Annotated in this window: 25 protein-coding genes and 1 tRNA gene; 16 read left to right on the top strand and 10 right to left on the bottom strand. The window is 72.0% G+C overall.

The genetic code is table 11. The annotated features are described in order from the left end of the window. Positions 1 to 3: 3 nt before the first annotated feature. Together SS2_RS10525 and rnhA are read right to left on the bottom strand one after the other, a co-directional pair. Complete coding sequence (locus tag SS2_RS10525) at positions 4 to 684, bottom strand: class I SAM-dependent methyltransferase (RefSeq protein ID WP_066463791.1); 681 nt, start codon at positions 682 to 684, stop codon at positions 4 to 6. Beyond that, entirely contained in the window at positions 681 to 1169 is a 489-nt protein-coding gene (gene rnhA, locus SS2_RS10520; protein WP_066463789.1) for a ribonuclease HI, read from the bottom strand. The genes SS2_RS10525 and rnhA overlap by 4 nt, the downstream gene beginning before the upstream one ends. 67 nt (positions 1170 to 1236) lie before the next feature. On the opposite strand from rnhA, the gene SS2_RS10515 reads away from it, so the two are divergent. After that, positions 1237 to 1309, top strand: a tRNA-Arg gene (locus SS2_RS10515). Between the two features lie 30 nt (positions 1310 to 1339). Here SS2_RS10515 and SS2_RS10510 read toward each other — a convergent pair. Together SS2_RS10510 and SS2_RS10505 are read right to left on the bottom strand one after the other, a co-directional pair. Beyond that, the gene (locus tag SS2_RS10510; protein WP_066463787.1) at positions 1340 to 2365 is read right to left on the bottom strand and encodes a zinc-dependent alcohol dehydrogenase family protein; all 1026 of its coding nucleotides are present in this window, start codon (positions 2363 to 2365) and stop codon (positions 1340 to 1342) included. Between the two features lie 44 nt (positions 2366 to 2409). Then, on the bottom strand, positions 2410 to 2706 hold the full coding sequence (locus SS2_RS10505) for a DUF2277 domain-containing protein (protein WP_066463785.1): 297 nt from the start codon (positions 2704 to 2706) through the stop codon (positions 2410 to 2412). A 170-nt stretch (positions 2707 to 2876) separates the two neighbouring features. Here SS2_RS10505 and SS2_RS10500 point away from each other — a divergent pair, with 170 nt between their 5' ends. The 3 genes from SS2_RS10500 to SS2_RS10490 all read left to right on the top strand — a co-directional run bounded on the left by SS2_RS10500 (position 2877) and on the right by SS2_RS10490 (position 4647). Beyond that, positions 2877 to 3239: a PadR family transcriptional regulator gene (locus SS2_RS10500; protein ID WP_066463783.1), complete on the top strand. Its 363-nt coding sequence runs from the start codon at positions 2877 to 2879 to the stop codon at positions 3237 to 3239. A gap of 2 nt (positions 3240 to 3241) precedes the next feature. After that, positions 3242 to 3634, top strand: a complete 393-nt coding sequence (locus SS2_RS10495; RefSeq protein WP_066463781.1) for a DUF1048 domain-containing protein — start codon at positions 3242 to 3244, stop codon at positions 3632 to 3634. 197 nt (positions 3635 to 3831) lie between these two features. Continuing rightward, the gene (locus SS2_RS10490; protein ID WP_083942120.1) at positions 3832 to 4647 is read left to right on the top strand and encodes a phosphatase PAP2 family protein; all 816 of its coding nucleotides are present in this window, start codon (positions 3832 to 3834) and stop codon (positions 4645 to 4647) included. Here SS2_RS10490 and SS2_RS10485 read toward each other — a convergent pair whose 3' ends face one another. Further along, positions 4648 to 5244, bottom strand: a complete 597-nt coding sequence (locus tag SS2_RS10485; RefSeq protein ID WP_066463779.1) for a helix-turn-helix domain-containing protein — start codon at positions 5242 to 5244, stop codon at positions 4648 to 4650. It abuts the gene before it with no gap. Between the two features lie 100 nt (positions 5245 to 5344). Here SS2_RS10485 and SS2_RS10480 point away from each other — a divergent pair, with 100 nt between their 5' ends. From SS2_RS10480 to SS2_RS10440, 9 genes are all read left to right on the top strand, one after another. Beyond that, the gene (locus SS2_RS10480) at positions 5345 to 6382 is read left to right on the top strand and encodes an NAD(P)/FAD-dependent oxidoreductase (RefSeq protein ID WP_083942119.1); all 1038 of its coding nucleotides are present in this window, start codon (positions 5345 to 5347) and stop codon (positions 6380 to 6382) included. 73 nt (positions 6383 to 6455) lie between these two features. Next, on the top strand, positions 6456 to 7379 hold the full coding sequence (locus SS2_RS10475) for a tyrosine-protein phosphatase (protein ID WP_066463777.1): 924 nt from the start codon (positions 6456 to 6458) through the stop codon (positions 7377 to 7379). A gap of 184 nt (positions 7380 to 7563) precedes the next feature. After that, on the top strand, positions 7564 to 9156 hold the full coding sequence (locus SS2_RS10470; RefSeq protein ID WP_157607288.1) for a GTPase: 1593 nt from the start codon (positions 7564 to 7566) through the stop codon (positions 9154 to 9156). 38 nt (positions 9157 to 9194) lie between these two features. Further along, positions 9195 to 10769, top strand: a complete 1575-nt coding sequence (locus tag SS2_RS10465; protein ID WP_066463772.1) for a GTP-binding protein — start codon at positions 9195 to 9197, stop codon at positions 10767 to 10769. 78 nt (positions 10770 to 10847) lie between these two features. Continuing rightward, complete coding sequence (locus SS2_RS10460; protein WP_066463771.1) at positions 10848 to 11426, top strand: single-stranded DNA-binding protein; 579 nt, start codon at positions 10848 to 10850, stop codon at positions 11424 to 11426. Positions 11427 to 11687: 261 nt separating this feature from the next. Continuing rightward, on the top strand, positions 11688 to 13370 hold the full coding sequence (gene ettA, locus SS2_RS10455; protein WP_066463769.1) for an energy-dependent translational throttle protein EttA: 1683 nt from the start codon (positions 11688 to 11690) through the stop codon (positions 13368 to 13370). 47 nt (positions 13371 to 13417) lie between these two features. Continuing rightward, positions 13418 to 15553: a dynamin family protein gene (locus SS2_RS10450; protein ID WP_083942118.1), complete on the top strand. Its 2136-nt coding sequence runs from the start codon at positions 13418 to 13420 to the stop codon at positions 15551 to 15553. Continuing rightward, a complete protein-coding gene (locus SS2_RS10445) occupies positions 15550 to 17169 on the top strand; it encodes a GTPase (RefSeq protein WP_066463765.1) in 1620 nt (539 codons plus the stop codon). The genes SS2_RS10450 and SS2_RS10445 overlap by 4 nt, the downstream gene beginning before the upstream one ends. Positions 17170 to 17233: 64 nt before the next feature. After that, entirely contained in the window at positions 17234 to 17737 is a 504-nt protein-coding gene (locus SS2_RS10440) for an acyl-CoA thioesterase (RefSeq protein ID WP_066463762.1), read from the top strand. Here SS2_RS10440 and SS2_RS10435 read toward each other — a convergent pair. From SS2_RS10435 to ptsP, 4 genes are all read right to left on the bottom strand, one after another. Then, positions 17664 to 18704: a DNA topoisomerase IB gene (locus SS2_RS10435; RefSeq protein ID WP_066463760.1), complete on the bottom strand. Its 1041-nt coding sequence runs from the start codon at positions 18702 to 18704 to the stop codon at positions 17664 to 17666. The genes SS2_RS10440 and SS2_RS10435 overlap by 74 nt on opposite strands. A gap of 20 nt (positions 18705 to 18724) precedes the next feature. Then, entirely contained in the window at positions 18725 to 19627 is a 903-nt protein-coding gene (locus SS2_RS10430; protein WP_066463900.1) for an acyl-CoA thioesterase, read from the bottom strand. 35 nt (positions 19628 to 19662) lie between these two features. Then, positions 19663 to 20064 carry a globin gene (locus tag SS2_RS10425; protein WP_066463759.1) on the bottom strand — a complete coding sequence of 134 codons (402 nt, stop codon included), beginning with the start codon at positions 20062 to 20064 and terminating at the stop codon, positions 19663 to 19665. 114 nt (positions 20065 to 20178) lie between these two features. Beyond that, positions 20179 to 21870 (bottom strand): phosphoenolpyruvate--protein phosphotransferase, encoded by a 1692-nt coding sequence (ptsP, locus tag SS2_RS10420; RefSeq protein ID WP_066463757.1) that lies wholly within the window; start codon positions 21868 to 21870, stop codon positions 20179 to 20181. Positions 21871 to 21984: 114 nt separating this feature from the next. Here ptsP and SS2_RS10415 point away from each other — a divergent pair, with 114 nt between their 5' ends. Continuing rightward, positions 21985 to 22215, top strand: a complete 231-nt coding sequence (locus tag SS2_RS10415; RefSeq protein ID WP_066463756.1) for a PTS sugar transporter subunit IIB — start codon at positions 21985 to 21987, stop codon at positions 22213 to 22215. 88 nt (positions 22216 to 22303) lie between these two features. Continuing rightward, the gene (locus SS2_RS10410) at positions 22304 to 22765 is read left to right on the top strand and encodes a PTS sugar transporter subunit IIA (RefSeq protein ID WP_245643505.1); all 462 of its coding nucleotides are present in this window, start codon (positions 22304 to 22306) and stop codon (positions 22763 to 22765) included. Positions 22766 to 22778: 13 nt separating this feature from the next. Here SS2_RS10410 and SS2_RS10405 read toward each other — a convergent pair whose 3' ends face one another. Continuing rightward, positions 22779 to 23690 (bottom strand): mechanosensitive ion channel family protein, encoded by a 912-nt coding sequence (locus SS2_RS10405; RefSeq protein WP_066463755.1) that lies wholly within the window; start codon positions 23688 to 23690, stop codon positions 22779 to 22781. Between the two features lie 98 nt (positions 23691 to 23788). Between SS2_RS10405 and malQ the strand changes: the two genes are divergently transcribed. Beyond that, positions 23789 to 25930: a 4-alpha-glucanotransferase gene (gene malQ, locus SS2_RS10400; protein ID WP_066463750.1), complete on the top strand. Its 2142-nt coding sequence runs from the start codon at positions 23789 to 23791 to the stop codon at positions 25928 to 25930. Positions 25931 to 26009 lie beyond the last annotated feature (79 nt).

Here is a 26009-nt window from a genome sequence, read left to right as displayed (position 1 = left end):
GGGTCAGGCAGGCGCGACGGCGACCAGGACGGAGTCGGTGACCTCACCCATCTGGCCGGGCTCACCGCCGTGGATCCGGCCGAGCCGGGTCCGGCGCTCCGCGGTGACCTGCCAGGACGGTGGCACGTAGGCCGCGAGCAGCTCCGGGGTGAAGAGCATCTCGGCATGCGGGCGCTGGGCGAGGGCCTCGGCGTCGGCGGCGTCGTGACCCACGAGCAGCAGCGTGCCGCCGGGGGCGACGGCGGCGACCAGGCGGGGGTACACGGCGTCGCGCACGTCGACGGGCAGGTGGAAGAAGTACGCCGAGACGAGGTCGAAGCCGCCCGCGGGCGGCGTCCACTCGGCCAGGTCGCGACGCTCCAGGGTGACCCGGGAGGGGTCGGGGAGGGTGTCGACGTGCGCCTGCGCGCGGGCCAGCGCGACGCCGGAGATGTCCACTCCGGTCACGGTCCAGCCGTGGTCGGCCAGCCACACGGTATCCGCGCCCTCACCGCAGCCGACGTCGAGCGCACGGCCGGGGGTCAAGGGCGCGGTGACCTCCTCGAGCCACGGGTTGACGTTCCCGCTCCAGACGATCTGGCGCTCGCTGTAGCGCTCGTCCCAGGCGGCGGCGTCCCAGCGAGGCTCGGCGTCGTCGTTGTGGGAGTGGTCGTGGGAGGCGTCGGGGGCGTGCTGGCCGGTCATCGCCGGGCCGCCGCACGGACCTCGTCGACACCACGGTTGGCGAGCTCGTCGGCCTTCTCGTTGCCCACGTCGCCGGAGTGGCCCTTGACCCACTTCCAGGTGATGGTGTGCCGGGCGACCTGCTCGTCCAGGGCCTGCCACAGCTCGACGTTCTTGACCGGCTTCTTGTCCGCGGTCTTCCAGCCGTTGCGCTTCCACCCGGCGATCCACTTGGACATGCCGTTCATGACGTAGGTGGAGTCGACGTGCAGGGTGACCACGCACGGACGGTTGAGCGCTCGCAGCGCCTCGATGACGGCGGTGAGCTCCATCTTGTTGTTCGTGGTCAGCGGGTCACCGCCGTAGAGCTCACGCTCGTGGCCGTTGGACTTCAGCCATGCGCCCCAGCCGCCGACGCCCGGATTGCCCTTGCAGGCTCCGTCGGTCCAGATCTCCACGGGGGATCCGGTGGGCAGGGCGTCTGTGGGAGGAGTCTGCAACGTCATGGCAGCCATCATCCCAGGCGTCGGCGGGCGCGTGTGCCCAGGGTGCGCGGTCGCATAGAATCTCCGTGCCCCCGTAGCTCAGTGGATAGAGCAAGAGCCTTCTAATCTCTAGGTCGCAGGTTCGAGTCCTGTCGGGGGCACCCAACCGTCGTCTGCGCAGTCACAGTCCTCTACACCGTCAGCAGCACCTTGATGGCGCGGCGCTCGTCCATCGCCCGGTAGCCGTCGGCGGCCCGCTCGAGGGGGAGCGTGAGGTCGAAGACCCGTCCCGGGTCGATCGTGCGGTCCCAGATGAGCGTGATGAGCTCGGGCAGGTACTGACGGACCGGGGCCGGACCGCCGTGCAGGTGCACGCTGGCGAAGAACAGGTCGAGGCCGTCCAGCACGACGCCGTGCGAGACGCCGACGTAGCCGACGTACCCGCCGGGCCGGGTGGACCCGATGGCCTGCAGCATCGACTCCTGGGTGCCGACCGCCTCGGCTGTCCCGTGAGCGCCGTAGCCGCCGGTCATCTCCCGGATCCGGGCCATCGCGTCGTCGCCCCGCTCGTCGATGACGTCGGTGGCCCCGAAGGCGCGCGCCAGCTCCGCTCGCTCGGGGTGACGGCTCGAGGCGATGATGCGCTCCGCCCCCAGCTGCTTGGCCGCCAGGATGGCCGACAGGCCGACGGCGCCGTCACCGACGACGGCGATGGTGCGGCCGGGTCCGGCTCCGGCGGAGACAGCGGCGTACCAGCCGGTGCCGAGCACGTCGGAGGCGGCGAGGAGCGAGGGGACGAGGTCCGGGTCGGGTGTGCCGGGGGTGACGACCAGGGTGCCGTCCGCGAGCGGGATGCGAGCCCGCTGCGCCTGCGTGCCGACCGAGCCCATCATGACGTTGTGGATGCATCTGGACTGGTACCCGGCCTGGCAGATCTCGCAGGTGTTGTCCGAGGCGACGAAGGACCCGACGACGTAGTCCCCGACCGAGAGGGTCGTCACCGCGTCGCCGATCTCCTCGATCACGCCGACGTACTCGTGGCCCATCGGCTGCGGCGTGGTGAGCAGCGGCTCGGCGCCGCGGTAGGGCCACAGGTCTGATCCGCAGATGCAGGTCGCCGTGACCCGGATGACCGCGTCGGTGGGTTCCTCGATCCGCGGGTCGGCACGGTCCTCGATCCGGACGTCTGACGGTCCGTACAGCATGACTCCACGCATCGTGGCTCCTCACATCGGCGGTGGGTGCTTCCGCTCGGTCGCGCCTAGAGCGAGCCGGTCCGGGTGCGGACCTCGCGCTCCATCCGGTGCTCGTGGCGCTCGCGTCCCTTGATGGCCTCGGCCTCGCGGCTCTTCGGCGGGGCATGCGTGACGAGGTCGTCGAGCAGGCGACGGGTGGCGAGCGTGATCTCCTCGACCGCCCTGTCGAAGGCCTCGGCGTTGGCGCGGGACGGGCGGGTCGACCCACTGACCTTGCGGACGAACTGCAGGGCGGCCTCGTGGATCTCAGCATCCGTCGTGGGTGGTTCAAAGTTATGGAGAACCCGAATGTTTCGGCACATACAGCGACTGTAATCCGATCGGTCGGGCCCGCGCGGTGGAACGAGCGAGGGGCTTGCGGTGCGCCGGATCGGGTCTTCCCTCAGGCGGTACTTGGCGATACTATCTACTGGTAGTCAGTGTTGCTAAGTTGCTGGATTGCTGGGTTGTTGGGCGGGCCGAGGGGGAGTGGATGAGCAAGCAGATGACCGAGATGCTCAAGGGCACGTTGGAGGGCATCGTCCTCGCAGTCCTGGCCACACGGTCCGCCTACGGCTACGAGATCACCGCGAGGCTGCGCGAGGAGGGGTTCTCCGACATCGCCGAGGGCACCGTCTACGCGCTCCTCGTGCGGATCGAGCAGCGCGGCCTCGTCGACGTCGAGAAGGTCCCGTCGGAGAAGGGCCCACCACGCAAGGTCTACTCGCTCAACCCCAAGGGCAGCGCGTACCTGGAGGAGTTCTGGCTGAACTGGAGCTTCCTCGCAGCGCACATCGACCGGCTCCGGCAGCAGGTCCACCCCCAGAACGACCACCCGCAGGACGAAGGAGAGTAGTCATGGCCGCAGCATGGATCGAGCGGGTCACCGGCTCGCTGGAGGACAAGAAGCGCTGGCGCCAGTACAAGGCCCGCAAGGACCAGCTCCCCGCCGCCTACCGCACTGCGATCGATGGGCTCGAGCGCTACCTCACCTACGCCGGGGCGATCGTCAAGGGCGACGTCCTCATGCAGATGATGGAGGACCTCGCCGACCTCGTCGAGGGCGCGGCGGCTGACGGCACCCCGATCCGCGACGTGGTCGGGGACGACCCGGTCGAGTTCGCGGAGATGTTCATCGCGAACTACTCCGACGGCCAGTGGATCAACAAGGAGCGCGCCCGGCTCGTGGAGACCATCGACCGGGCGGCCGGTGAGGAGCCCTCCACAGGGTCTGACCACGGCAGTCGCTGAGGGCCCGCACCCTCCTGCACCCTCTCCCGCGCCCTCTCGCGCGCTCTGGTCACTCTCACGACGGAGCGAGTGAGACAGATCTCCTGCCCGACATCCGCCTTTCGGTGGATGACCTGGACCCCGGATTCTGTCAAAGTGAGCGAGACCAATTGCCGGGAGCGCCCGGATGGCATCGAAGCAGGGGTACCGACGGACCGATGACCAGTGAGCAGACATACGACATTGCCGAGACGATGCTGGGCGTCGACGTGCCTGCGCGCGAGGACCGCTGGGCTGGTGTGATGCGGGGCGTGCGCGAGGTGGCACTGCTCGGGATCCTCTACGCCGCCTACTCCATGGTCCGGCTCATGGCCGACGGGTCCCTGACCTCGGCGCTGGGGGTCGCGCGTCAGCTGCTGGTCTGGGAACGCCCGCTGGGCCTGGACGTCGAGGCTGGGTTCAACCAGATCGTCGCGGGGTCGCAGTGGCTGAGCATCTCCTTCTCCTTCTGGTACGCCTCGGCGCACTTCGTCGTGACCGGCGCGGTCCTGGTCCTGCTCTTCCTGCACCGCCCAGGCTCCTACGGGTGGTTGCGCTCCTCGCTCGTCCTGGCCACCGGCTGCGCCCTGGTCATGTACCTGCTCGTGCCCACCGCCCCGCCGCGGCTGTCCGGCACGCCCTACATCGACGTCCTCGTCCAGACCTCGCAGTACGGCTGGTGGGGCGCTGACGTCTCGGTGCCCGGCGGCTGGGGCGAGCACACCAACGAGCTCGCGGCCCTGCCGTCCATGCACGCCGGCTGGTCGTTGTGGGTCGCCCTCGCCGCGCTCGCGGTCTCCTGCCACTGGGCCTGGAAGGTTGCCGGCGTGACCTACGCCCTCATCACCGCCACCGTCGTGGTGGGGACCGCGAACCACTGGACCCTCGACATCATCGCCGGGTGGGCCGTCGTCGGGCTCGCGGCGCTGGTCTGCTGGCTGGTGGCCGGGCGCGGCGAGCGCCCAGAGCCCCGTCCGTCACAGCCCCAGCCCTGATCAGGGGCGGGTGGTCTGCGCCCGCACGTGCATCCGCTGACCCTGCGGACCGAAGAGGCTCAAGAACTCCACGGCCTGCTCGTCCGCCCGGCCGAACCAGTGCGGGGTCCGGGTGTCGAACTCGGCGGCCTCGCCCGCAGGCAGCACGAGGTCGTGCTCGCCGAGCACCAGACGCAGCCGTCCGCGGATGACGTAGACCCACTCGTGCCCCTCGTGGACCTGCTGAGAGACGACGGGGAGCGTGGGGCCGGCCGGGAGCAGGTGCTTGAAGACCTGCACGCCGCCCGCCCCGCGGCTGAGCGGCAGGATCGTCATGCCGTGACGGGAGATGGGGCGGATGTGGATCCGTGGGTCGCCGGTGGCCGGCGCCCCGACGAGGTCGTCGAGCGGCACACCGTGCGCCCTGGCGAGGGGGAGCAGCTGCTCGAGGGTGGGGCGCCGCTGCCCGCTCTCGAGCCGGGACAGGGTGCTCACCGAGATCCCCGTCGTCGAGGACAGCTCGGCGAGGGTGAGGTGTCGAGCCGTGCGCAGGGCGCGCAGCCGTGGGCCGACTGCAGCCAGCACGTCGTCGGAGTCTGTCGTGGGGGTCTGTGCCATGGAGCCAGTTTGCCACTCCGGCAAAGTTCCTTGCTGTTCTCAGCGCGGGCGGGACACCCTGGGACGACCGTCGCCACCCACGCCGCACGAGGAGACCACCATGGACCAGTCCCACCCGCACCACCCGCACCACCCGGCCGACCAGCCTGACCCGAGCTCACCCCAGCCCGGGGACCTCACCTACGACGTCGTCGTCGTCGGTGGCGGCGCGGCGGGGCTGAGCGCAGCCGTCGCGCTGGGCCGTGCCCGCCGCACGGTGCTCGTCGTCGACGCCGGTCAGCAGCGCAACCTGCCCGCCGCCGGCGTGCGCAACGTCCTCACCCGCGACGGACTGAGCCCGGCCGAGCTGGTGCGACTCGGCCGCGAGGAGGTCCTCCGCTACGGCGGCACCGTCCTGGGAGCGAGCGTCGAGTCCGTCGCCCCGTCCGTCACTGCGAGCGGCACTGCGACGGGCGAGGGCTTCGACCTCGTGGCCGACGACGGCACCCGCGTCCGCGCGCGGCGGCTGCTGCTGGCCACCGGCCTCGCCGACGAGCTGCCCGACGTCCCCGGCCTGCGCGAGCGGTGGGGCACCGACGTGCTGCACTGCCCCTACTGCCACGGCTGGGAGGTGCGCGACCAGGTCATCGGCGTGCTCGCCAGCGGTCCCATGGCTGTCCACCAGGCCCTGCTGTTCCGTCAGTGGAGCCAGCACATCACGCTCTTCCTCGACGGGCGGGCCGCACCCACCGCGGAGGAGGCAGAGCAGCTCGCCGCGCGCGGCGTCGCCGTCGTCCCCGGCGCGGTCGCCGGCCTCGAGGTGCACGACGACGCGCTCGCGGCCGTGCTGCTCGCCGACGGCGCGCGCCACGCCGTCCAGGCCCTCGTCGTCGGGCCGCGGTTCTCCGCCCGGACCGAGCTCGCGAGGATGCTCGGGGTGGCCACCGCCGAGCATCCGCTGGGCCTGGGGACCAGCGTCACGACCGACGAGACCGGCCTCACCTCCGTCCCCGGTGTCTGGGCCGCGGGGAACGTCAGCGACCTCACGGCGCAGGTGGCCGTCGCGGCCGCACGCGGGCTCATGGTCGGAGCAGCCATCAACGCCGACCTCATGGCAGCCGAGCTCCGTGCCGCGGTGGACTCCTACCGGTCCCGGTGACGTGGCAGCGCCCGCCCGGGGCGCTCCCCGCGTAGGGTGAAGACGCCCGAAGACCTCGAGAGGCAGGACCGTGATGACCGACAAGCTCATGACCGACCGTGAGACCGGGACCACCGGTCCTGCCCTCGACATCCCGGGGACGTGGAACGCCCGCGACGTCGGCGGACGCGCCGTCCCCGAGGGGTCCAGCGTCCCCCTGGCGACCGGCGTCCTGCTGCGCACGGCCTCCTTGGCCGCTCTGCAGCCCGCCGGCGTGGCCGTCCTGGACGACTACGACGTGCGGACCGTGCTGGACCTGCGCAGCCCGCAGGAGGTCGCCCGCGACGGGGCTGACGTCGTGCCCGCCAGCACGCAGGTGCTCAGCCTGCCCTTCGGCACGCCGCACCCGGAGAAGGCCCCCGCGCTCGCGGACGGCGAGGATGACGCCCTGCCCGTCCCGCAGGCGCCCGCGGAGGCCACCGGTGAGGTCGCCAGCGAGGTAGCCGGTGCGGACATGGCCCGGGTGCTTGCCACCCTGGTCGGGTCGGGGGTGGCTGCCACCGCGGACCCGGCCGAGCTCGGCCAGGCCATCATGACGGGCATCTACCGCCGCTTCGTCACCGACCCTGCGGCCCACGAGGCCGTCGGGACGGCGCTGACCGCCATCGCCTCCTCGACCCACGCCGTCCTCGTCCACTGCTCAGCAGGCAAGGACCGGACCGGGTGGATCGTCGCCCTCGCGCAGGCGGTCTGCTCGGTGCCCTCCGACCAGATCCTCCAGGAGTACCTGCTCTCCGCCGGCGCTGCCACGGAGCTCGCGGCCGCGATGCCCGTCATCCCCGGCGTCGACGCCGCCCTGTGGGAGGCCGTCCTCACGGTGCGCCCGGAGTACCTGGCCGCCGCGCACGAGGAGGTCGAGCGCAGCTACGGCTCGCTCACCGCCTACCTCGACGCCATCGGGGTCGACGCGGACCTGCGGGCGCTGCTGCGCGCACGGTTCGGCGTCGCTCCGGCGTGACCTGCGGACGCTGCGGCGCGCGCGGTGCGCGTCGCACCTGTCCACGCGAGTTCTGCGCGCTGCGGCGCGCGCGTTTGGCCTCCTCCCGGTTGCACGGGACAATCGTGGGGTGACTACCAGCAGCGGCCCAGGCAACCAGCCCTCGAGTGCTCGAGCGGGGCGTCATACCTCGCGAGGCGTCGATGTGCTCGAGCCGCACTTCACCGTCTTCGACGTCGTGACCGACCTGCGACGCGAGGTGGCCGCCCTGGACTTCCCCCTCGAGATCGACGGCGCCGACGACGCCCGGACCCAGCAGTCCCGGCTCGTCGCCCAGCTCGACGACCACCTGCTGCCGCGGCTCAAGGAGCTCTCGGCCCCCGCGGTCGTCGTCATCGCCGGGTCCACCGGGGCGGGGAAGTCCACCCTGCTCAACTCGCTCCTGCGGGAAGAGATCTCCGAGGCGTCGGTCATCCGACCCACCACCCGTGAGCCGGTCGTCGTCTTCAACCCGGCTGACTCCGAGATCGTCGCCGACACCCCGCTCGTGCGCACCGTCCGGTCGGTGACCAGCACCAACGTCCCGCGCGGCATCGCTCTGCTGGACGCCCCCGACCTCGACTCCGTCCTGGACGCCAACCGGGAGACCGCCGCCCGCCTGCTCGAGGGCGCGGACCTGTGGCTGTTCGTGACGACCGCGGCCCGCTACGGCGACGCGCTGCCGTGGAAGGCGCTCGAGGGCGCCACCCACCGCGGGGCGACCGTGGCCATGGTCCTCAACCGGGCGCCGCAGGCCTCCCTCAAGACCGTGCGCGGCGACCTGCTCAACCGCCTGCGCGAGCACCACATGGACAACGCCCCGCTCTTCGTCGTGCCCGACGCCGGCCCGCACGAGGGCCTGCTGCCCGCCACCGAGGTGGCCGCGATCGAACGCTGGCTGCGCACCCTCGGCGGCGCCGACCGTGCACGCACGGTGATCCTGCGCACGCTGCGCGGCGCGCTGACCGCCCTGCCGCCGTGGATCGAAGAGCTCAGCGAGCACGTGGAGAACCAGTTCGTCGCTGGTCAGCGGCTGCACGAGGTGGCCGAGGCGGCCCTGCCGCCGGTGGCCAAGGAGGTCCGGCAGGCGATCGAGTCCGGCAAGCTCGCCCAGGGTGCCGTGGAGTCGCAGTGGTCGCAGCTGCTGCGCCCGGCCCGCCTGGACCGGGCGATCTCACGCTCGGGCACGGCCCGCGGCTCCGCGCGCCGCGGCCGGGCACGCGAGGCCCAGCTGGCTGAGCTGGTCGAGGCGGTGCGCCGCGCCGCGACGGCGACCCTCACCGCAGCCGTCGACGACGCCGACGCCGCGCTGCGCGAGGCCCTCGGCGCGGTGGACGGAGGCGAGAGCCTGCTCGCCCAGGTCGACGACGCGACCACCGCCACCTCACGCGAAGGCGCCGCCCGCGCGGCCGTCGACTTCTGGATCGCCTCGGCCGCGGACCGGGTGGCCGCGATCGACCCCGCGGCGAGCAAGCAGAACGCGGCTGCCCTGCGGGCCTTCGGGCGTGGCGGCCTGACAGCCGTGCTGCTCGCCTCCGCCGTCGGGCTGGCCCCGGCCGAGGAGCTCATCGGCCGGTTGCTCGGCAACGCCGGGCGGGACCTCAGCCCGGAGGTCACGAGCGAGCTCGCAGACTCCGCGGCTACTCTGGTGGAGCGGGAGATCCTCCCGACCCGCCGCGCGCTCGCCGCACCAGCACTGGCCGACGACGCCGCAGTGGGACTGCGCGTTCGCCTCGCCGAGCTTGCGCAGCTCACCTGAGACCGCCCGCACCTCTCGCCGCACCACAGGAGCAGCCCGTGACACAGACCGACCCGGCCGTTGATCGCACCCCGAGCGACCAGTCGACGACGTCTGACGGTGAGCGTTACGCCCAGCACGTGGCGAACCTGCGCCGAGCCCTGGACGTGGGCGGGGACCGCCTCGACCCGCGCGTGGTCGCCCGCGCCCGTTCCGTCCTGGCCGGCGCGGACGAGCGCCTGGCCCTCGGCGTCGACCACACGATCGTCGCGCTGGCCGGCGGCACCGGCTCCGGCAAGTCGAGCACCTTCAACGCGATCTCCCGGCTGACCTTCGCCGACGTGGGCGTGCGGCGCCCCACCACGGCCCGCGTGACCGCCTGCGCGTGGAGCGACGGCGCCACGGCCCTGCTCGACTGGCTCGAGGTGGATCCCGAGCGCCGGATCAGCCGCGACAGCGCCCTCGACGGCGCCGAGGAGGCCTCCCTCGCCGGGCTCATCCTGCTCGACCTCCCCGACCACGACTCGATCGAGCCCAAGCACCGCGAGATCGTCGACCGCATCCTGCCGCTGGTCGACCTGCTCATCTGGGTCGTGGACCCGCAGAAGTACGCCGACGAGGCACTGCACGCCGGGTACCTGCAGTCCTTCGCCGGCGCCGAGGCATCGATGATCGTCGTTCTCAACCAGATCGACACCGTCGCCGAGCCCGGCCGTCCCGCGCTCGTCGCCGACGTCGCCCGGCTCCTCGCCGAGGACGGTCTGGTCGGGGTGGACGTGCGCACCATCTCCGCCAAGACCGGGGAAGGTGTGGACGAGCTCCGCGAGACGCTGCGCGAGGCTGTGGCCCGTCGCTCGGTCGCCGCGAGCCGGCTCGCCGACGAGCTCGACCGGGAGGGCCGCCGGATCGCCGAGGAGGTCCCGGCCACCGTGCTGGAGAGCGTCGAGCCGCTCGTGGACGGTGAGGTGGACCGGGTCGCCGTGGCCGTCGGCGTCGCCGCCGTGGTCGACGACGTGCGCTCGACCGTGCGCTTCGGCTCGGACGGTGACCGCGTGCCGAGCTTCCGCCGACCCCAGGAGTCCGCCATCCGGGTGATCCGCAGTCGCTGGGTGACCCGCGTCAGCGAAGGCATGCGCCCCGCCTGGGCCGAGTCCGTGGACCACGCGGTCCCGGACCAGGACGCGATCTCCGCCGCTCTGATCGACGCCCTCGACGGCGTGCCGATCTCCACCGAGCGGTCCGTGGGCGCCCGTCGCGCCCGGCTGCTGGGCTGGGTCTTCGCAGGTGTCGCCCTGCTCGGCGCGCTGGTGACCGGCGCCTTCGCCTTCGGGCTGGTTGACGTCGCCGACCCGTGGCCGCTCGTGGCCGTGGGCGCCACCCTCCTGGCTGCCGTCGCGTCGGTGAGCTGCCTGATGATCGGCGCGCGGAAGCGAGCGACCCTCGCCGAGCAGCGGGCCGAGCAGGTGCGTGAGGCAGCCTTCGCCGCCCTGCGCGAGGTGGTGGAGACCACCCTGGCCGCGCCGGCTCAGCGCATCCTCACCGAGCACCGCCACGTCCGCGAGTCCGCTCTCTCCGCTCGGGAGTCGTTCCCCACAGTGCAGCCCTGGCCGCCGTTGCCCCCCACTCTGGGCTGAGCGCCAGCGCTCCGTCGGCCCGGGACCGGATCCTGACAGCACACGGGACCACACGCGTCCCCCGTCGCTGGAGGATCCATGAGCACAGACACCAAGGTGACCGTGACGGGGTGGGTAGGCACCCATCCCAAGCACTTCGTCTCGGAGAGCGGCACCGACTTCACGAGCTTTCGCCTGGCCAGCACCAAGCGCTACTACAACCGCGCCGAGGAGGCCTGGGTCGACGGTCTGACCACCTGGTTCACGGTCAAGGCCTGGCGGTCCATGGCGATCAACGTCGCGGAGTCGCTGCGGCGCTCCGACCCCGTCGTCGTGCACGGCACGCTGACCTCTGAGACCTGGGACTCCCCGGACGGTCCGCGGACCACCTTCGTCATCGAGGCGGACGCGGTCGGGCCGGACCTGGCCCGCGGTCAGGCGACCTTCCGTCACACCGTGCACACCAAGGCCGGGGAGCCGTCGTCCGCGCAGCGCGGGGCAGACGCGGGGGAGTCCGCGACCGGGGAGGGGGCAGCAGACCCCTGGGCAGTGGCCGGTACGGACGAGGAGCCCGGGAGCGACTCGCTCACGAGCGACAGCGACGGCAACGGTGACGGCGCCAGCAACGGTGACAGCGAGAGCGACACCGATCTGCGCGCCACGTCGTCCGCGGCGTAGCCGGTGACTCGTCGGGTCCGGCCGGTCTGCGCCGGGCCGGACCCGACGGGAGACCGGGTGCCCCCGCGTTCGCCACCAGCGTGCTCGCCTACGAGCACACCTCGCCCCGACCGCGTAGACTGTGGGGTTGAGCACCTCTCCAGACGCTCAGCACTGCACCCGCGCACGTGGACGCTCGCGCTGGGCGGAGGGGGTGCACCCCCTGACCCGCGCGAGCGAACCCGCTGCAGCGCAATCGAACATGAGGCGGACCGAGAGCCAGTGGCTGAGTTCATCTACTCCATGTACAAGGCGCGCAAGGCGCACGGCGACAAAGTCATCCTCGATGACGTCACGCTGAACTTCCTCCCCGGAGCGAAGATCGGTGTGGTCGGCCCCAACGGTGCCGGTAAGTCGACGATCCTGAAGATCATGGCGGGCCTCGAGCAGCCCTCCAACGGTGAGGCACGTCTGTCTCCCGGATACACGGTCGGCATCCTGCTGCAGGAGCCGCCGCTCAACGAAGAGAAGACCGTCCTGGGCAACGTCGAAGAAGGCGTCGCGGACATCAAGGCGAAGCTCGACCGCTTCAACGAGATCTCCGCCCTCATGGCTGAGCCGGACGCTGACTTCGACAAGCTCCTCGCCGAGATGGGCGAGCTGCAAGAAGCCCTCGACCACGCCGACGCCTGGGACCTCGACGCCCAGCTCGAGCAGGCCATGGACGCGCTGCGCTGCCCCCCGCCGGACGCCGACGTGTCGGTCCTGTCCGGTGGAGAGCGTCGCCGTGTGGCGCTGTGCAAGCTGCTCCTGGAGAAGCCTGACCTGCTGCTCCTGGACGAGCCCACCAACCACCTCGATGCCGAGTCTGTGCTCTGGCTCGAGCAGCACCTGTCGTCCTACCCCGGTGCCATCCTCGCGGTGACCCACGACCGGTACTTCCTCGACCACGTCGCGGAGTGGATCTGTGAGGTCGACCGCGGCCGCCTGTACCCCTACGAGGGCAACTACTCCACGTACCTGGAGAAGAAGGGCGAGCGCCTCAAGGTCCAGGGCAAGAAGGACCAGAAGCTCGCCAAGCGTCTCTCGGACGAGCTCGAGTGGGTCCGGATGAACGCCAAGGGCCGCCAGACCAAGTCGAAGGCCCGTCTGGCCCGCTACGAAGAGATGGCGACCGAGGCCGAGCGCACCCGCAAGCTCGACTTCGAAGAGATCCAGATCCCGCCGGGCCCGCGCCTGGGAAGCATCGTCATCGAGGCGAAGGACCTGCAGAAGGGCTTCGACGGGCGCACGCTCATCGAGGGCCTGTCGTTCACGCTGCCGCGCAACGGCATCGTCGGCGTCATCGGTCCCAACGGTGTGGGTAAGACCACGCTGTTCAAGACCATCGTGGGCCTGGAGCCTCTCGACGGCGGTGAGCTGAAGGTCGGTGAGACGGTCTCCATCTCCTACGTCGACCAGTCTCGTGGCGGAATCGACCCCAAGAAGACCCTGTGGGAGGTCGTCTCCGACGGGCTCGACTACATCAAGGTCGGCAACGTCGAGATGCCCTCGCGCGCCTACGTCGCAGCCTTCGGCTTCAAGGGTCCGGACCAGCAGAAGCCGGCCGGGGTCCTCTCCGGTGGTGAGCGCAACCGTCTGAACCTGGCGCTGACCCTCAAGCAGGGTGGAAACCTCCTCCTGCTCGACGAGCCCACCAACGACCTCGACGTGGAGACCCTCGGCTCGCTCGAGAACGCTCTGCTCGAGTTCCCCGGCTGCGCCGTCGTGGTCTCCCACGACCGGTGGTTCCTCGACCGGGTGGCCACGCACATCCTCGCCTACGAAGGCACCGAGGAGAACCCGGGCAACTGGTACTGGTTCGAGGGCAACTTCGCCTCCTACGAGGAGAACAAGGTTGCGCGTCTGGGCCCCGACGCGGCTCGTCCGCACCGGGTCACCCACCGCAAACTCACCCGCGACTGACACCCGCTCGTGCGGTGCGTGGGACCCTTTTCCGGCAGACTTCAACCATGTCTGACGTGTCGGGTGACCATGCTGTGATCGGCGACGCCGGAGAATCCTCCGGCGTCGCCGATCTTGTCGGCGCACTCAGCACGTTGCGCCGGGAGATCGAGACGCTCAGCCTGCCGCTGGAGACCGTGACCGCCGCCGATGCCCGCCGTGAGCGGGAGGCCGTCCTGGACCAGCTCGACGACTACCTGCTGCCGCGCCTGCAGGCGGAGTCGGCTCCGCTGCTCGTGGTGGTCGCCGGGTCGACCGGGGCGGGGAAGTCGACGCTGGTCAACTCGATCCTCGGCCAGCACGTCACCACTCCCGGTGCGCTGCGGCCCACGACCCGCTCACCGGTGCTCGTCCACCACCCCCTCGACGCGCAGTGGTTCACCTCCGAGCGCGTGTTCCCGCACCTCGCCCGGGAGACGCCCGTCGCCTCCTTCGCCCCACCGGGCACCTCACCTGTCGCTCAACCAGGTACCGAACCGGCCCCGCACCCGGCTCCCGCGCCGACGGGGGACCACCCTCGCGACGGCGATCCGCGGTCCTTGCGCCTGGTCGCTACCGACGTGCTGCCCCAGGGCATGGCCCTGCTGGACGCCCCCGACGTCGACTCCGTCGTCGTGGGCAACCGCGAGCTCGCCGCCCAGCTGCTCTCTGCCGCCGACCTCTGGCTCTTCGTCACCACCGCCGCCCGGTACGCCGACGCCGTCCCGTGGGAGCTGCTCAGCGCGGGCGCCGCCCGCAACGCCCAGGTGGCGCTCGTCGTGGACCGCGTCGACCCTGGGGCGGAGATGGTCGTCGACCACCTGCGCGAGATGCTCGTCGACCAGGGCCTGGGCGACGCGCCGGTGTTCCTGCTCCGGGAGTCCGCGCTGGTGGACGGGATGCTCCCGGTGACGGAGGTCGCGCCGCTGGCGCGCTGGCTCACCGTCATGGGCAGCGACGACGGGGCCCGGCGCGCCGTCATCGCCGCCACCCGCGACGGGGTGATCGACGACCTGTCCGCCCGCACCATGGCCCTGGCTGACGCCGCCGACGCCCAGGTGCTGACCGAGACCGCCCTGCGACGTTCGGTCACGGCCTGCTACGCCGAGGCCGCACGCGAGGTGCGTCGGGCGACCTCGGACGGGTCGATGCTGCGCGGGGAGGTGCTCTCGCGGTGGCAGGACTTCGTGGGGACCGGTGACTTCATGCGGGGCGTGGAGCAGAAGTTCGGAGCCCTTCGCGACCGCGTGTCGGGATACCTCCGCGGCCGTCCCGCTGCGGCGCCCAAGGTCAGCACGGCGATCGGGCACAGCCTGGAGGCGATCATCTTCGACGCGGCGGACCGCGCCTCCGAACGCACCCACAGCGCCTGGCGGTCTGACCCGGCCGGTGCCGCACTGCTCGACGGGCTGGCGCTGTCGCGCGCCTCGGCCAGCCTGCCTCAGGAGCTCGCAGAAGCGGTCCGGGGGTGGCAGGGGGACGTCCTCGGTCTGGTCACCGAGAGCGGTGCGGACAAGCGCGGGCGTGCCCGCACCCTGGCCATCGGAGTCAACGGTGCAGGTGCGGCTCTCATGATCGTCGTCTTCGCCTCGACCGGAGGGCTGACCGGGGCCGAGGTCGGCATCGCCGGGGGCTCGGCGGTGCTCGCCCAGCGGCTGCTCGAGGCGGTGTTCGGCGACGAGGCTGTCCGGTCCCTGGCGCGCACAGCCCAAGAGCTGCTCGACGCGCGCGTCGATGCGGTCCTGTCCCGGCAGGCTGAGCGCTTCACCTCCCTCCTGGACGAGGCGCCGCCCGGCCACGGCGTGGACCTGGACCATGGACCACAGCTGCGCGCGGCGGCCCTGGACGTCCAGCGGACCGCCGCGACCGAGCGGGCGGCCCGTGCCGCCAGCACCCGGTCGAACCCCACGCAGGTCCCGTTGTCGGGGGACATCGGCGCGGGCAGCCCCGACGGCTCGCAGACGGACCCGGCGCGGTCGGGCCACCTGCGCGGCGCCGACCTGCCCATCACCTCCAACCCCTACGCCCGCCCCGCCCTCGAGCTGGCCGTGGTCGACGAGCGGCCCGCGCCACGGGCCGGTGGCCGGTGGTGGCGCCGCAAGCCGCGCCCGGGCACGACAGGCACGACAGGCACGACCGGAGCTTCCGGGGAGAGTGACTCGTGAAGTCCCTCGCACCCGTCACCCAGCGCCGCGCCGAGTCCCTGACCTTGCGGGTGCAGGCCCTCGAGGCTGCGCTCGAGGCCGGACGCGAGTGGCTCAGCCCTCAGGTCGTCGAGCGCGGCGACCGGGTCGTCCAGCGCGCCCGCGCGCGGTTGAGCCACTCGATCGCGCACACGGTCGTCGCCCTGGGCGGATCGACCGGGTCCGGGAAGTCGACCATCCTCAACGCACTCGCCGGTGCGCAGATCTCCCGCCCGGGCATCATCCGCCCCACCACCTCGCGCCCTGTCGCGGCCGTGTGGGACGTCGAGGGTGGTGACCGGCGTGAGGCCGACCAGCTCCTCGACTGGCTGGAGGTAGGGCAGCGCAGCTACCTGCCCGCGAGCGGGGAGAACCAGGGACTGGTCCTGCTCGACCTCCCCGACCACGACTCGGTGGTCGTGGAGCACAGGATCCGCGCTGACCGCCTCCTTGAGCGCGCTGACCTTCTGGTGTGGGTCATGGACCCGCAGAAGTACGCCGACGCCGTGCTGCACGAGCGCTACCTGCGCCCGCTCGCCGGGCACGCCGGCGTCGTGGTGCTCGTGCTCAACCAGATCGACCGCCTCGCCCCGCAGGACCAGGCGCACTGCCTGGCGGACCTGCGCCGGCTGGCGGTCGCCGATGGCCTCGCCGGGGCGAGCGTGCTCGGGCTCTCTGCCGTGACGGGCCAGGGGATGAGCGAGCTCCACGAGCTCATGGCGCAGGCGGCGGCCGAGCGGGCCGCCGCCGCCGACCGGCTGCTCGCCGACGTGCGCGGTGCTGCGGCGCTCATCGAGTCCGAGTGCGGGACCTCCCACGAGAGCCGGGCCAGCGCCGCCGCTCGCCGCGAGCTGCTCGACGCGCTCTCGGTGGCCGCCCGCACCGACGTGGTGGTCGACGCGGTGCACGGCTCTGCCCTGCACCGTGCCCGCGCGGCGACCGGGTGGCCGCTGACCCGGTGGATCGGGCGGCTGCGGCCGGACCCGTTGCGCCGGCTCAACCTGCACCGCACGACCACGCGCACCGACCTCGTGCGGACCTCGCTACCGCCTCCCGACGCCGCGATGGCCGCCCGCACGCACACCGCCGTCCGCAGCTATGTCGACGCCGCCTCGGCCGGCGCGCCGCCCGGCTGGGTGATGGCCACCCGCGCCGTCGTCCATGACGAGGCGCTGCCCGACGCCCTGGACCAGGCGGTCGCGCGCACCGAGCTGGACGCCGAGGCGCGCTCGTGGTGGTGGGGTGTGGCCGCGGCCGTGCAGTGGTTCTTGCTCGGGGTCTTCCTCGTGGGGCTCATCTGGCTCGCGGTGCTCGCCGTCCTGGCCTTCATCCAGCTGCCCATCACCGCGACGCCGGGCGGCGAGGGTTTCCCCATCCCGACCCTCATGGTGGTGGCCGGGCTGGGGCTGGGCATCGTCTTCGCCCTGGTCTCGCGGGTGGCTGCCCTCGTCGATGCGAACCGCCTCGCGCGCCGGGCTGCCCGCAGGCTCGCCGTCCAGATCGCGGAGGTGGCCGGCGAGGCGGTCATCCAGCCGGTCGAGGCGCAGCGGCTGCTGCTCGACGAGTGCCGGGCGGCGGCCGTCCTCGCCGGCCGGTAGGTGTGGGCGCCGGTGCCGATCCCGAGCCGCACGCGGTGCTCGGAGCCGGGTCTACGGTAGGACCATGACTCGCCTCCACATCCCGGTCCGGCTGCGCTGGTCCGACCTCGACGCCTACGGCCACGTGAACAACGTCGAGATGTTCCGGCTCCTCGAAGAGGCTCGGATCACCGCCTTCTGGCGGCACCCCGAGGCCCAGGACGACCCGTGGCCGACGGCGGTGCTGGAGTCCGGGCCGCAGGCGTCCTCGCACACGCTCGTCGCGCGCCAGGAGATCGAGTACCTGCGTCCCCTCGGCTACGCCCGGGACCCGATCACGGTGCAGATGTGGATCGGGCACATCGGGGGCGCGAGCCTGGAGGTCTGCTACGAGGTCTTCGACGCGGTCCGCCCCGAGAGTGCCCAGAGCGCCTCACCTGAGCCCCGCAAGCCCTGCGCCCGCGCCACCACGACCATCGTCCTTGTCGACGCGGTCACCCAGTCACCACGCCGCATCACGACGCTCGAACGCGCCGCGTGGGAGCCGTACGTCGAGGCTCCCGCGGTGCTTCGTCGGCGAGGAGCGTGAGCACAGCCGGCTCGGCGTCAGCCCGGGACTGCGCCTGGGGGATGTGCATGCCGTGCTCCCACAGGTCGACCAGCCGCGGGTTGATGTAGGCAGACCGCGCCACGGCCGGTGTGTTCCGCAGCTCCTGCGCGACTCCCCGCACCATGGCGGTGACCACGCGACGGCGGGCGCGCGCACTGCTCGGCGCGTCTCCCGCCTCGGCCAGCAGCCGCGCGGCGAGCACGGTCGCGTGCCAGGTCCGGAAGTCCTTGGCGGTGACGTCGGTGCCGAGGCGTTCCTTGAGCGAGGCGCTGATCTCGGCGGAGGTCACCTGGTGCCAGGCGACCGGGCGGCCCGTCGCCCGCCAGGCGAGCAGGCGCTCACCGCCGCGCCGGGACAGCAGCGTGCGCACCGCCGCGTGGACCTGGGGGTCCTCGATCCGCAGGTCCCACTCCTGGCCGGACTTGGCGGGGAAGCGGAACCGCACCGTGCCGTCGCGCCTGGCCGTCACGTGCTCGCGCAGCAGGGTCGCCAGACCGAAGCTCGAGTTGCGCTCGGCATAGGCCTCGGACCCGATGCGGAAGTAGCCGACGTCGAGCAGCCGGAAGGCGAGGGCATGCACCCGGGCCGGTGGCATCCCCGGCAGGTCGAGGTCCTGGGCGACCTTCTGGCGAGCCGCCGGCAGCCGGGTGGCCACCTCGAGCACATGGTCGTGCTTGGCCCGTGCCCGCTTGGCCGCCCACTGCGGGTGGTAGATGTACTGCCCGCGCCCGGCGTCGTCCCGGCCGAAGGCCTGCAGGTGGCCGGACGGGCTCGCGCAGATCCAGACGTCAGTCCAGGCTGGCGGGATGGCGAGCCCTGCGCAGCGGTCGATGACCTCCGGGTCGGTGATCCGTGATCCGTCGGCGGCGAGGAAGACGAACCCGCCGCGCGTGCGGCGGCGGCTCAGCCCGGGATCGGTGACGGAGACATGGCGCAGGCGGGGCATGGAGACAGTGTGCCCCGGGGTCAGTCCTGCGGCACCCGGACCATGCCTTCCTGGGCGATGGACGCCACGAGCGTGCCGTCCTGGGAGAAGACCCGGGCGGCCCCGAGCCCGCGCCCGCCCTGGGCGGAGGGGGAAGACTGGACGTAGAGCAGCCACTCGTCGACCCGGACGTCGCGGTGCCACCACATGGCGTGGTCGAGGCTGGCGACGCTCAGCCCAGGGGTCATCCAGCTGTGCCCGCCCGCGCGCAGCACCGGCTCGAGCATGATCTGGTCGCAGGCGTAGACGAGCAGCGCGCGGTGCAGCAGCTGGTCGTCGGGGACCGGTCCGCGCGAGCGCATCCAGACCGCCTGCTGGTGCGTGGCCTCGCCCGAGGAGCCCAGGTAGAGCGCCCCTTCGACGTGGCGCAGGTCGAAGGCGCTCTGGCGGGACCAGAAGTCCGCGACCGGGTGGTCGATCCCGCCGAGCAGCTCCTGGGCGGAGAGCACCTCGTCGGGGGCGGGCACGTCAGGCATCGGTGTGGAGTGCTCGAAGCCGTCCTGGTCCTCCTGGAAGGAGGAGATCATCGACAGGATGGCCTTGCCGCCCTGGTAGGCGTGGGTGCGCCGGGCGCTGAAGGACCGGCCGTCCCGCAGCCGCTCGACGGAGAAGTCGACCGGCTGGTGGATGTCACCGGCACGCAGGAAGTACCCGTGCAGGGAGTGCGGCAAGCGTCGACGGTCCACGGTCGCACCCGCGGCCAGCAGCGCCTGAGCCAGCACCTGCCCGCCGTACACGCGGCCGTTGGGCTGGTGCATGCTCTCCCCGGCGTAGACGTCCTCACCGGTCTCGGCACCGTGATACTCCAGCTGGAGCACGGTGAGCAGGTGCCCGAGCGGGTCCTTGGCGATGCTCTCCGCGTCGGGGGTGTGCGCGAGGTCCACGCCGGTCACGTCCTGGGGCTCGGTCACGAGCGCTCCTACTCGTCGAAGGTGTTGATCATGGAGTGCGCGGCGCGTTCCATGTAGTCCCACAAGGTGGCCTCGTGCAGGGGAGCGAGGTCGATCGCGGCGACCGCCACGCGCATGTGCGCGAGCCAGCGGTCGCGGGCGTCCGGGTTGACCTTGAACGGGGCGTGACGCATCCGCAGCCGCGGGTGCCCGCGGTTCTCCGAGTACGTCGTCGGGCCGCCCCAGTACTGCTCGAGGAACAGCAGGAAGCGTTCCTTGGCTGGTCCCAGGTCCGCCTCGGGGTACATCGGGCGCAGCACCTCGTCCTGGGCCACGCCGTCGTAGAAGACGTCGATGAGCTTGACGAAGGTCTCGTGCCCGCCGACGAGCTCGTAGAAGGAGTCCGCGCGCGGGGAAGAAGTGTCGGTCACTGGTCCACTATCCCAAACAACGCAGAGGCGGTGCCGCCACGGCGGTGGTGCTGTGCCTCACAGGTCCCGTCGCCCCAGAGCGCAGCGGGCCACCGGACGTGGTCCCGGAGCCGGTCAGAGCCCCAGCTCGGCCAGCATCGGCAGGCGTGAGCGCACCATCGAGCGGGCGTCGCTCGCCGTCTCCGCGGTCAGTGCGAGCTGAGCCACCTCCTCGCACAGCGCCAGGTCCACCTGGGAGAGCACCTCGGCCACGTCGGCCAGCGCTCGCGGGGTCATCGACAGCGAGGACACGCCCAGGCCCACCAGCACGACGGCGAGCACCGGGTTCGACGCGGCCTCCCCGCACACACCGACCGGTCGGGCCTGCTGGGCGCCGCCGGCGCAGGTCGCGGCGATGAGGTGCAGCACAGCCGGCTGCCACGGGTCGGAGAGCTCGGCGAGGGAGCCGAGCAGCCGGTCCGCGGCCATGGCGTACTGGGTGAGGTCGTTGGTGCCGATCGAGGCGAACTGGGCACGGGCCAGGATGGGACCGGCGAGCAAGGCCGCGCTGGGCACCTCGATCATCACCCCGGCGGTGTCGAGGCCGTGCGCGGTACAGGCGGCCACGAAGGCCTCGGTCTCGGGGACGGTCGAGACCATCGGGGCCATCACCCAGACCTCGGCCTGCTCGGCTGCGGCGGCGCGGGAGATCGCCTCGAGCTGGTCGTCGAGCAGCTCGGGGGAGCGGGCCGCGGTGCGCAGACCGCGCACTCCCAGGGCCGGGTTCTGCTCGTCGTGGGCGACGAGGAAGTGCAGCGGCTTGTCCGCCCCGGAGTCGAGGGTGCGGATGACCACCTTGCGCCCGCCGAACTCAGAGAACACCCGGCGGTAGGCGGTGACCTGCTCCTCGATGGTCGGTGGCAGCTCACGGTCGAGGAAGCAGAACTCCGACCGGAACAGCCCCACGCCCTCGGCGCCTGCCCGCGCGGCGGGGGCGGCCTCGCTCGGGTCGCCGATGTTGGCGAGCAGCTGGACAGGGTGACCGTCGCGCGTCTGCCCCCGGCCGGAGAAGGTGCGTGCGCGCGCGGCCGCTGTGGTCACGGCCTCGAGCTCGGCGGGGGTGGGGTCCGCGACGACCACGCCGGTGGACCCGTTGACCAGTGCCGTCTCGCCGTCCACGAGCAGCGCGTGCGCGCCGGCGGCGGCGACGACGGCCGGGATCCCCTTGGCGTTGGCCATGATGGCGGTGTGCGAGGTGGGGCCCGCACCGTCGGTGACGATCGCCAGGATCTTGGACGGGTCCAAGGAGGCGGTCACGGACGGAGCGAGGTCGAGGGCGACGAGCACGAAGGGCGTATCCCAGGTCGGCACCCCCGGGCGCGGGCGCCCGGTGAGTGCGGCGACCAGGCGGTCGCGGATGTCGACGATGTCCACGACCCGCTCGGCGAAGTACCCGCCGAGGGCCTGGAACTGCTGGGCGACCTCCTCGGCCGCCTCCCACACGGCTCGCTCGGGGACGAGGTGGTCCTCCAGGACGCGGCGCTGGGCGTCGGCGACGAGGGTCGGGTCTGCGGCGATCGCAGCGGTCGCCTCCAGCAGGTCCTTGGAGTCACCGGTGGCGCGTTCCGCGGCGGCGTCGAGGTCGGCTGCTACGAGGGTGCTGGCCTCGAGGATGGACTCGGCGCGCGCCGCCGGGCTGTCGCGCGGGGAGAGACGCAGTCCAGGCGCCGGCTCGGCGATCGGCTCAGGCATGTGGACGACGGGGCCGGCGACGAGCCCCGGGCAGACTCCGATCCCAGCGACGGTGCGGGGAGTGGGCGCGGTCATGAGAACCTCCTGATCAGCATGCTCACAGGCAGTCTCGCAGTAATTGGCGGCAAGGGCGACTACTCTAGGACCTAGTACCCGATCGACAGCTCTCCAGACCAGGAGTTTTCCTTTATGAGCAAGGCACAGCAGATCCTCGCTGCCCTCGGCGGACAGGCCAACGTCGTTGACCTCGAGCCCTGCATCACCCGTCTGCGGGTCGAGGTGACCAACCCGGACCTCGTCAGCGAGACCGACCTCAAGGCAACTGGCGCCTTCGGTGTGGTTCGCTCCGGCAAGGTCGTCCAGGTCATCGTCGGACCCGAGGCGGACAACCTCGCCGCAGAGCTCGACGCCCTGCGCTGAGCGCTGATCTGCGCTGACCGGGCCGTTCGTGTCTGAGTCGAAGGATCGCGACCATGCTCCTCCCGTGGGTCCGCCCACGGTGATGAGCATGGTCGCTCCTGTCTCCGGGCAGGTCGTGGCCATGGCCGACGTCCCCGACCCGGTCTTCGCCCAGGAGATCGTGGGCCCCGGCCTGGCCATCGAGCCGCTGGCCGAGGGAGCCGTGGACGGCGTGGTCGTCGCCCCCGTCTCGGGGACGGTCGCCTCGCTCTTCCCGCACGCCTTCGCCCTCCAGACGCCTGACTCCCGCACGGTGCTCGTCCACCTGGGCATCGACACCGTCACGCTCAAGGGCGCGGGCTTCGAGGTGCTCGTCGCCGTGGGCGAGGAGGTCGTCGTCGGGCAGCACGTGCTCAGCTGGGACCCGTCCGCGGTCTCCGCGGCCGGCCTGGCGACCGTGTGCCCGGTGGTCGCGCTGCAAGGCGACGCGGCGCAGGTGACCGCGCTCGTGGCCCCCGGTGCGACGGTGCGTCGCGGCGACCCGCTGCTGGAGTGGCGCAGCCCCTCCTGACCTAGCCGGGGAGTCAGGCCAGCTGGATGTCCGCTGTGCCGAGCTCGAGGCGCACGGCCTCCCGCAGCGCCCGCGCGACGTCCCACTGCATGGCGGGGTTGGTGCGGACCTGGACCTTGAGCAGCACCGACCCGGCCGCGAGGGACTCGATCCCCACCACCTGCGGGTCCTCCAGCAGGTAGCCCGCCAGGACGGGGTCAGCCTTGACGCGCTCCCCGGCGCGGGCCAGAGCAGCGCGCGCCTGGGTGAGGTCGGTGCTGGAGGCCAGCTCGACGTCGACCACCGCGCGGGACCAGCCCTGGGTGCGGTTGCCCACCTTGAGGATCTCGCCGTTGCGGATGAACCACAGGGTGCCGGAGTCGTCGCGGATCTTCGTGATCCGCAGCGCGACCGCCTCGACGGTCCCCGAGACGTCGCCCACGGTGATGGTGTCCCCGACCCCGTACTGGTCCTCCAGCAGCAGGAACATGCCCGACAAGAAGTCGCGGACGAGGCTCTGGGCACCGAAGCCGAGCGCCACACCCACCACACCGGCCGAGGCCAGCAGCGGCGCGATGTTCATCCCGACCTCGGCGAGGACCATGAGCACCACGATCGAGCCGATCACGAGGGTGGCCGTCGAGCGCAGCACGGAGCCGATGGTCCGGGCGCGCTGGGCACGCCGGGCGGTGGCCAGAGGGTTGGCGCGCAGCAGCGCGGCGCCGACGTCGGTCCCGCCGAGCTCGCGCAGCCCGCGCCGGTTGAGCAGGGTGCCCTCGGCCAGGTGCTCGGTCAGGGTGTTGACCAGACGCCGCACGATGAGGAGGGCGACCACCCCGATGAGGACGATGACCAGGAGTCGCAGCGGAGTCCCGGTGAACCAGGTGAGCCAGGAGCGGGCGCTGGTCACGTCGAACTCATCGGTGGTGGCGGCGAAGAAGTGCATGGGGGAAGGGTACCGAGCGAACCAAGATCACACTCCCAGGTTTCGCCGCGCCGGTGCCCGCTGCTGCTCATCGGTGCGCTCTCTGGCAAGATTCACTCGTGGACCCTGCTGAGCACGTATCGCCCTCACCTGCGCTGATCGACCTCGCGCGTGCGTATGGTGTCTCGCCCGACCACTACGGCTTCCACGGCGACCACCTCACCGCCTCCGCCCAGACCCTCGTCGCGGTGCTCGCCGCGCTCGGCGTCGACGCGAGCACCCCGGAGCGCATCGACGTCGCCCTCGCGAGCGTCGTGGACGCTCCCTGGCGCCGGATGCTCCCCGCCACCCTGGTGCTCCGCGAGGGCCAGTCCCAGAAGTTCCCGGTGCACGTCACCGACGGCATGCCGGTCGAGGTGTGGATCGAGCTGGAAGACCACGGCGGCCGCATCGACCTGCACCAGATCGACCTGTACACCGAACCGCGCACGGTCGACGGGCGCACCATCGGGCGAGCGATGTTCGAGGTGCCGCGGACCCTGCCGCTCGGCTGGCACGAGATCCGCGCACTCACCCCGGACGGACAGTCCCGGGCGACGCTCGCGGTCACCCCGGAACGGCTCGAGCTGCCTGCCGAGGTCGCCGGGCACCAGTCCTGGGGCCTCATGGCCCAGCTGTACTCCGTCCGCTCCCGGCAGTCCTGGGGGGTGGGCGACTTCGCCGACCTCGCCGACCTGGCGTGGATCGGGGGGAAGACCCTCGGCGCGGACTTCTTGCTCATCAACCCGGTGGCGGCCGCCGAGCCGACCACCCCGATGACCCCCTCGCCGTACCTGCCGGTGAGCCGGCGCTTCATCAACCCGCTGTACCTGCGCGTGGAGGACATCCGCGAGACGGCCTACCTCTCAGCCGCCGACCGCTCCATCGTCGAGTGGTCCGCCGAGGGCGTGCGCGAGCTGAGCACCGACCCCGGACCCATCGACCGGGACGCGGCCTGGGACGCCAAGAAGGCAGCCCTGCAGGTCGTCTTCGAGGCTCCGCGCTCCGCGGCCCGTCAGACGGCCTTCGAGGACTTCCGCGCCTCCCAGGGCCGGGGCCTGGAAGACTTCGCCGCCTGGTGCGCCTTCACCGAGCACTTCGTCGGCCAGACCTGGCCGGCCGCGCTGCGCGACGTCACCAGCCCGGAGACCGCCGCGCTGCGCGCGGAGCTGGCCCAGCAGATCGACTTCCACTGCTGGCTGCAGTGGGTCGCCGACGTCCAGCTCGAGCAGGCCCAGCGCTCGGCCCTCGAGGGCGGGATGTCCATCGGGATCATGCACGACCTCGCCGTGGGCGTGCACCCTGACGGCGCGGACGCGTGGGCGCTGGCCGGGGTCCTGGCACAGGACATCGGGGTGGGCGCGCCCCCGGACATGTACAACCAGCAGGGACAGAACTGGTCCCAGCCCCCGTGGCACCCCGAGGAGCTGGCCCGCACCGGCTATGCCGCCTACCGTGACCTGCTGCGCACCGTCCTGCGGCACGCCGGTGCGCTGCGCATCGACCACGTCATCGGGCTGTTCCGGCTGTGGTGGATCCCGGCGGGCAACGGGGCCGACGAGGGCGTCTACGTGCGCTACGACCACGAGGCGCTCATCGGCATCCTGTGCCTGGAAGCCCACCGCGCCGATGCGATCGTCATCGGTGAGGACCTCGGCGTCGTCGAGCCGTGGGTGCGCGACTACCTCACCGAGCGCGGCATCCTGGGCACGTCGATCCTGTGGTTCGAGAAGGAGCCCGACGGGCGCCCGCTCGCACCCGAGCACTTCCGGACGCTGTCGTTGACGACCGTGACCACCCACGACCTGCCGCCCTCGGCCGGCTACCTCGCCGGTGAGCACGTCGAGCTGCGCGACCGGCTGGGCCTGCTCTCCGACCCGGTCCAGATCGTGCGTCAGCAGGCGCGCCGGGAGCGGGACCAGATGATCCTCGCCCTGGCGACCCGTGGCCTGATCGGTGACGACCCGTCCGAGCGCGAGCTCGTCGAGGCGCTGCACCGCTACATCATGGGCACGCCCGCGGTGCTGCTCGGCGTCTCGCTCGCGGACGCGGTGGGGGAGCGGCGGGCGCAGAACCAGCCCGGGACCGACCAGGAGTACCCGAACTGGAAGGTCCCGCTGGGAGACTCCAGCGGGAACGTCGTGCTCATCGAGGACCTCCTCGACAACGCTCGCCTGCGGTCCTTGGCGGCTGTCATGAACGAGGACGGCCAGCCCTCCTGACCCGCGGCTGACGCACCTCTGCCAGCGCCCCTGCGCCCCGCCCGCTCGTCCCTGGAGCCGTGACGATGGGGGAAGATAG

The sequence above is a fragment of the Sanguibacter suarezii NBRC 16159 genome (genome assembly GCF_001552735.1).
Classification (GTDB): Bacteria; Actinomycetota; Actinomycetes; order Actinomycetales; family Cellulomonadaceae; genus Sanguibacter; species Sanguibacter suarezii.
The sequence above is the reverse complement of the archived record's forward strand: the minus strand, read 5'-3'. Positions and strand labels throughout refer to the sequence as shown.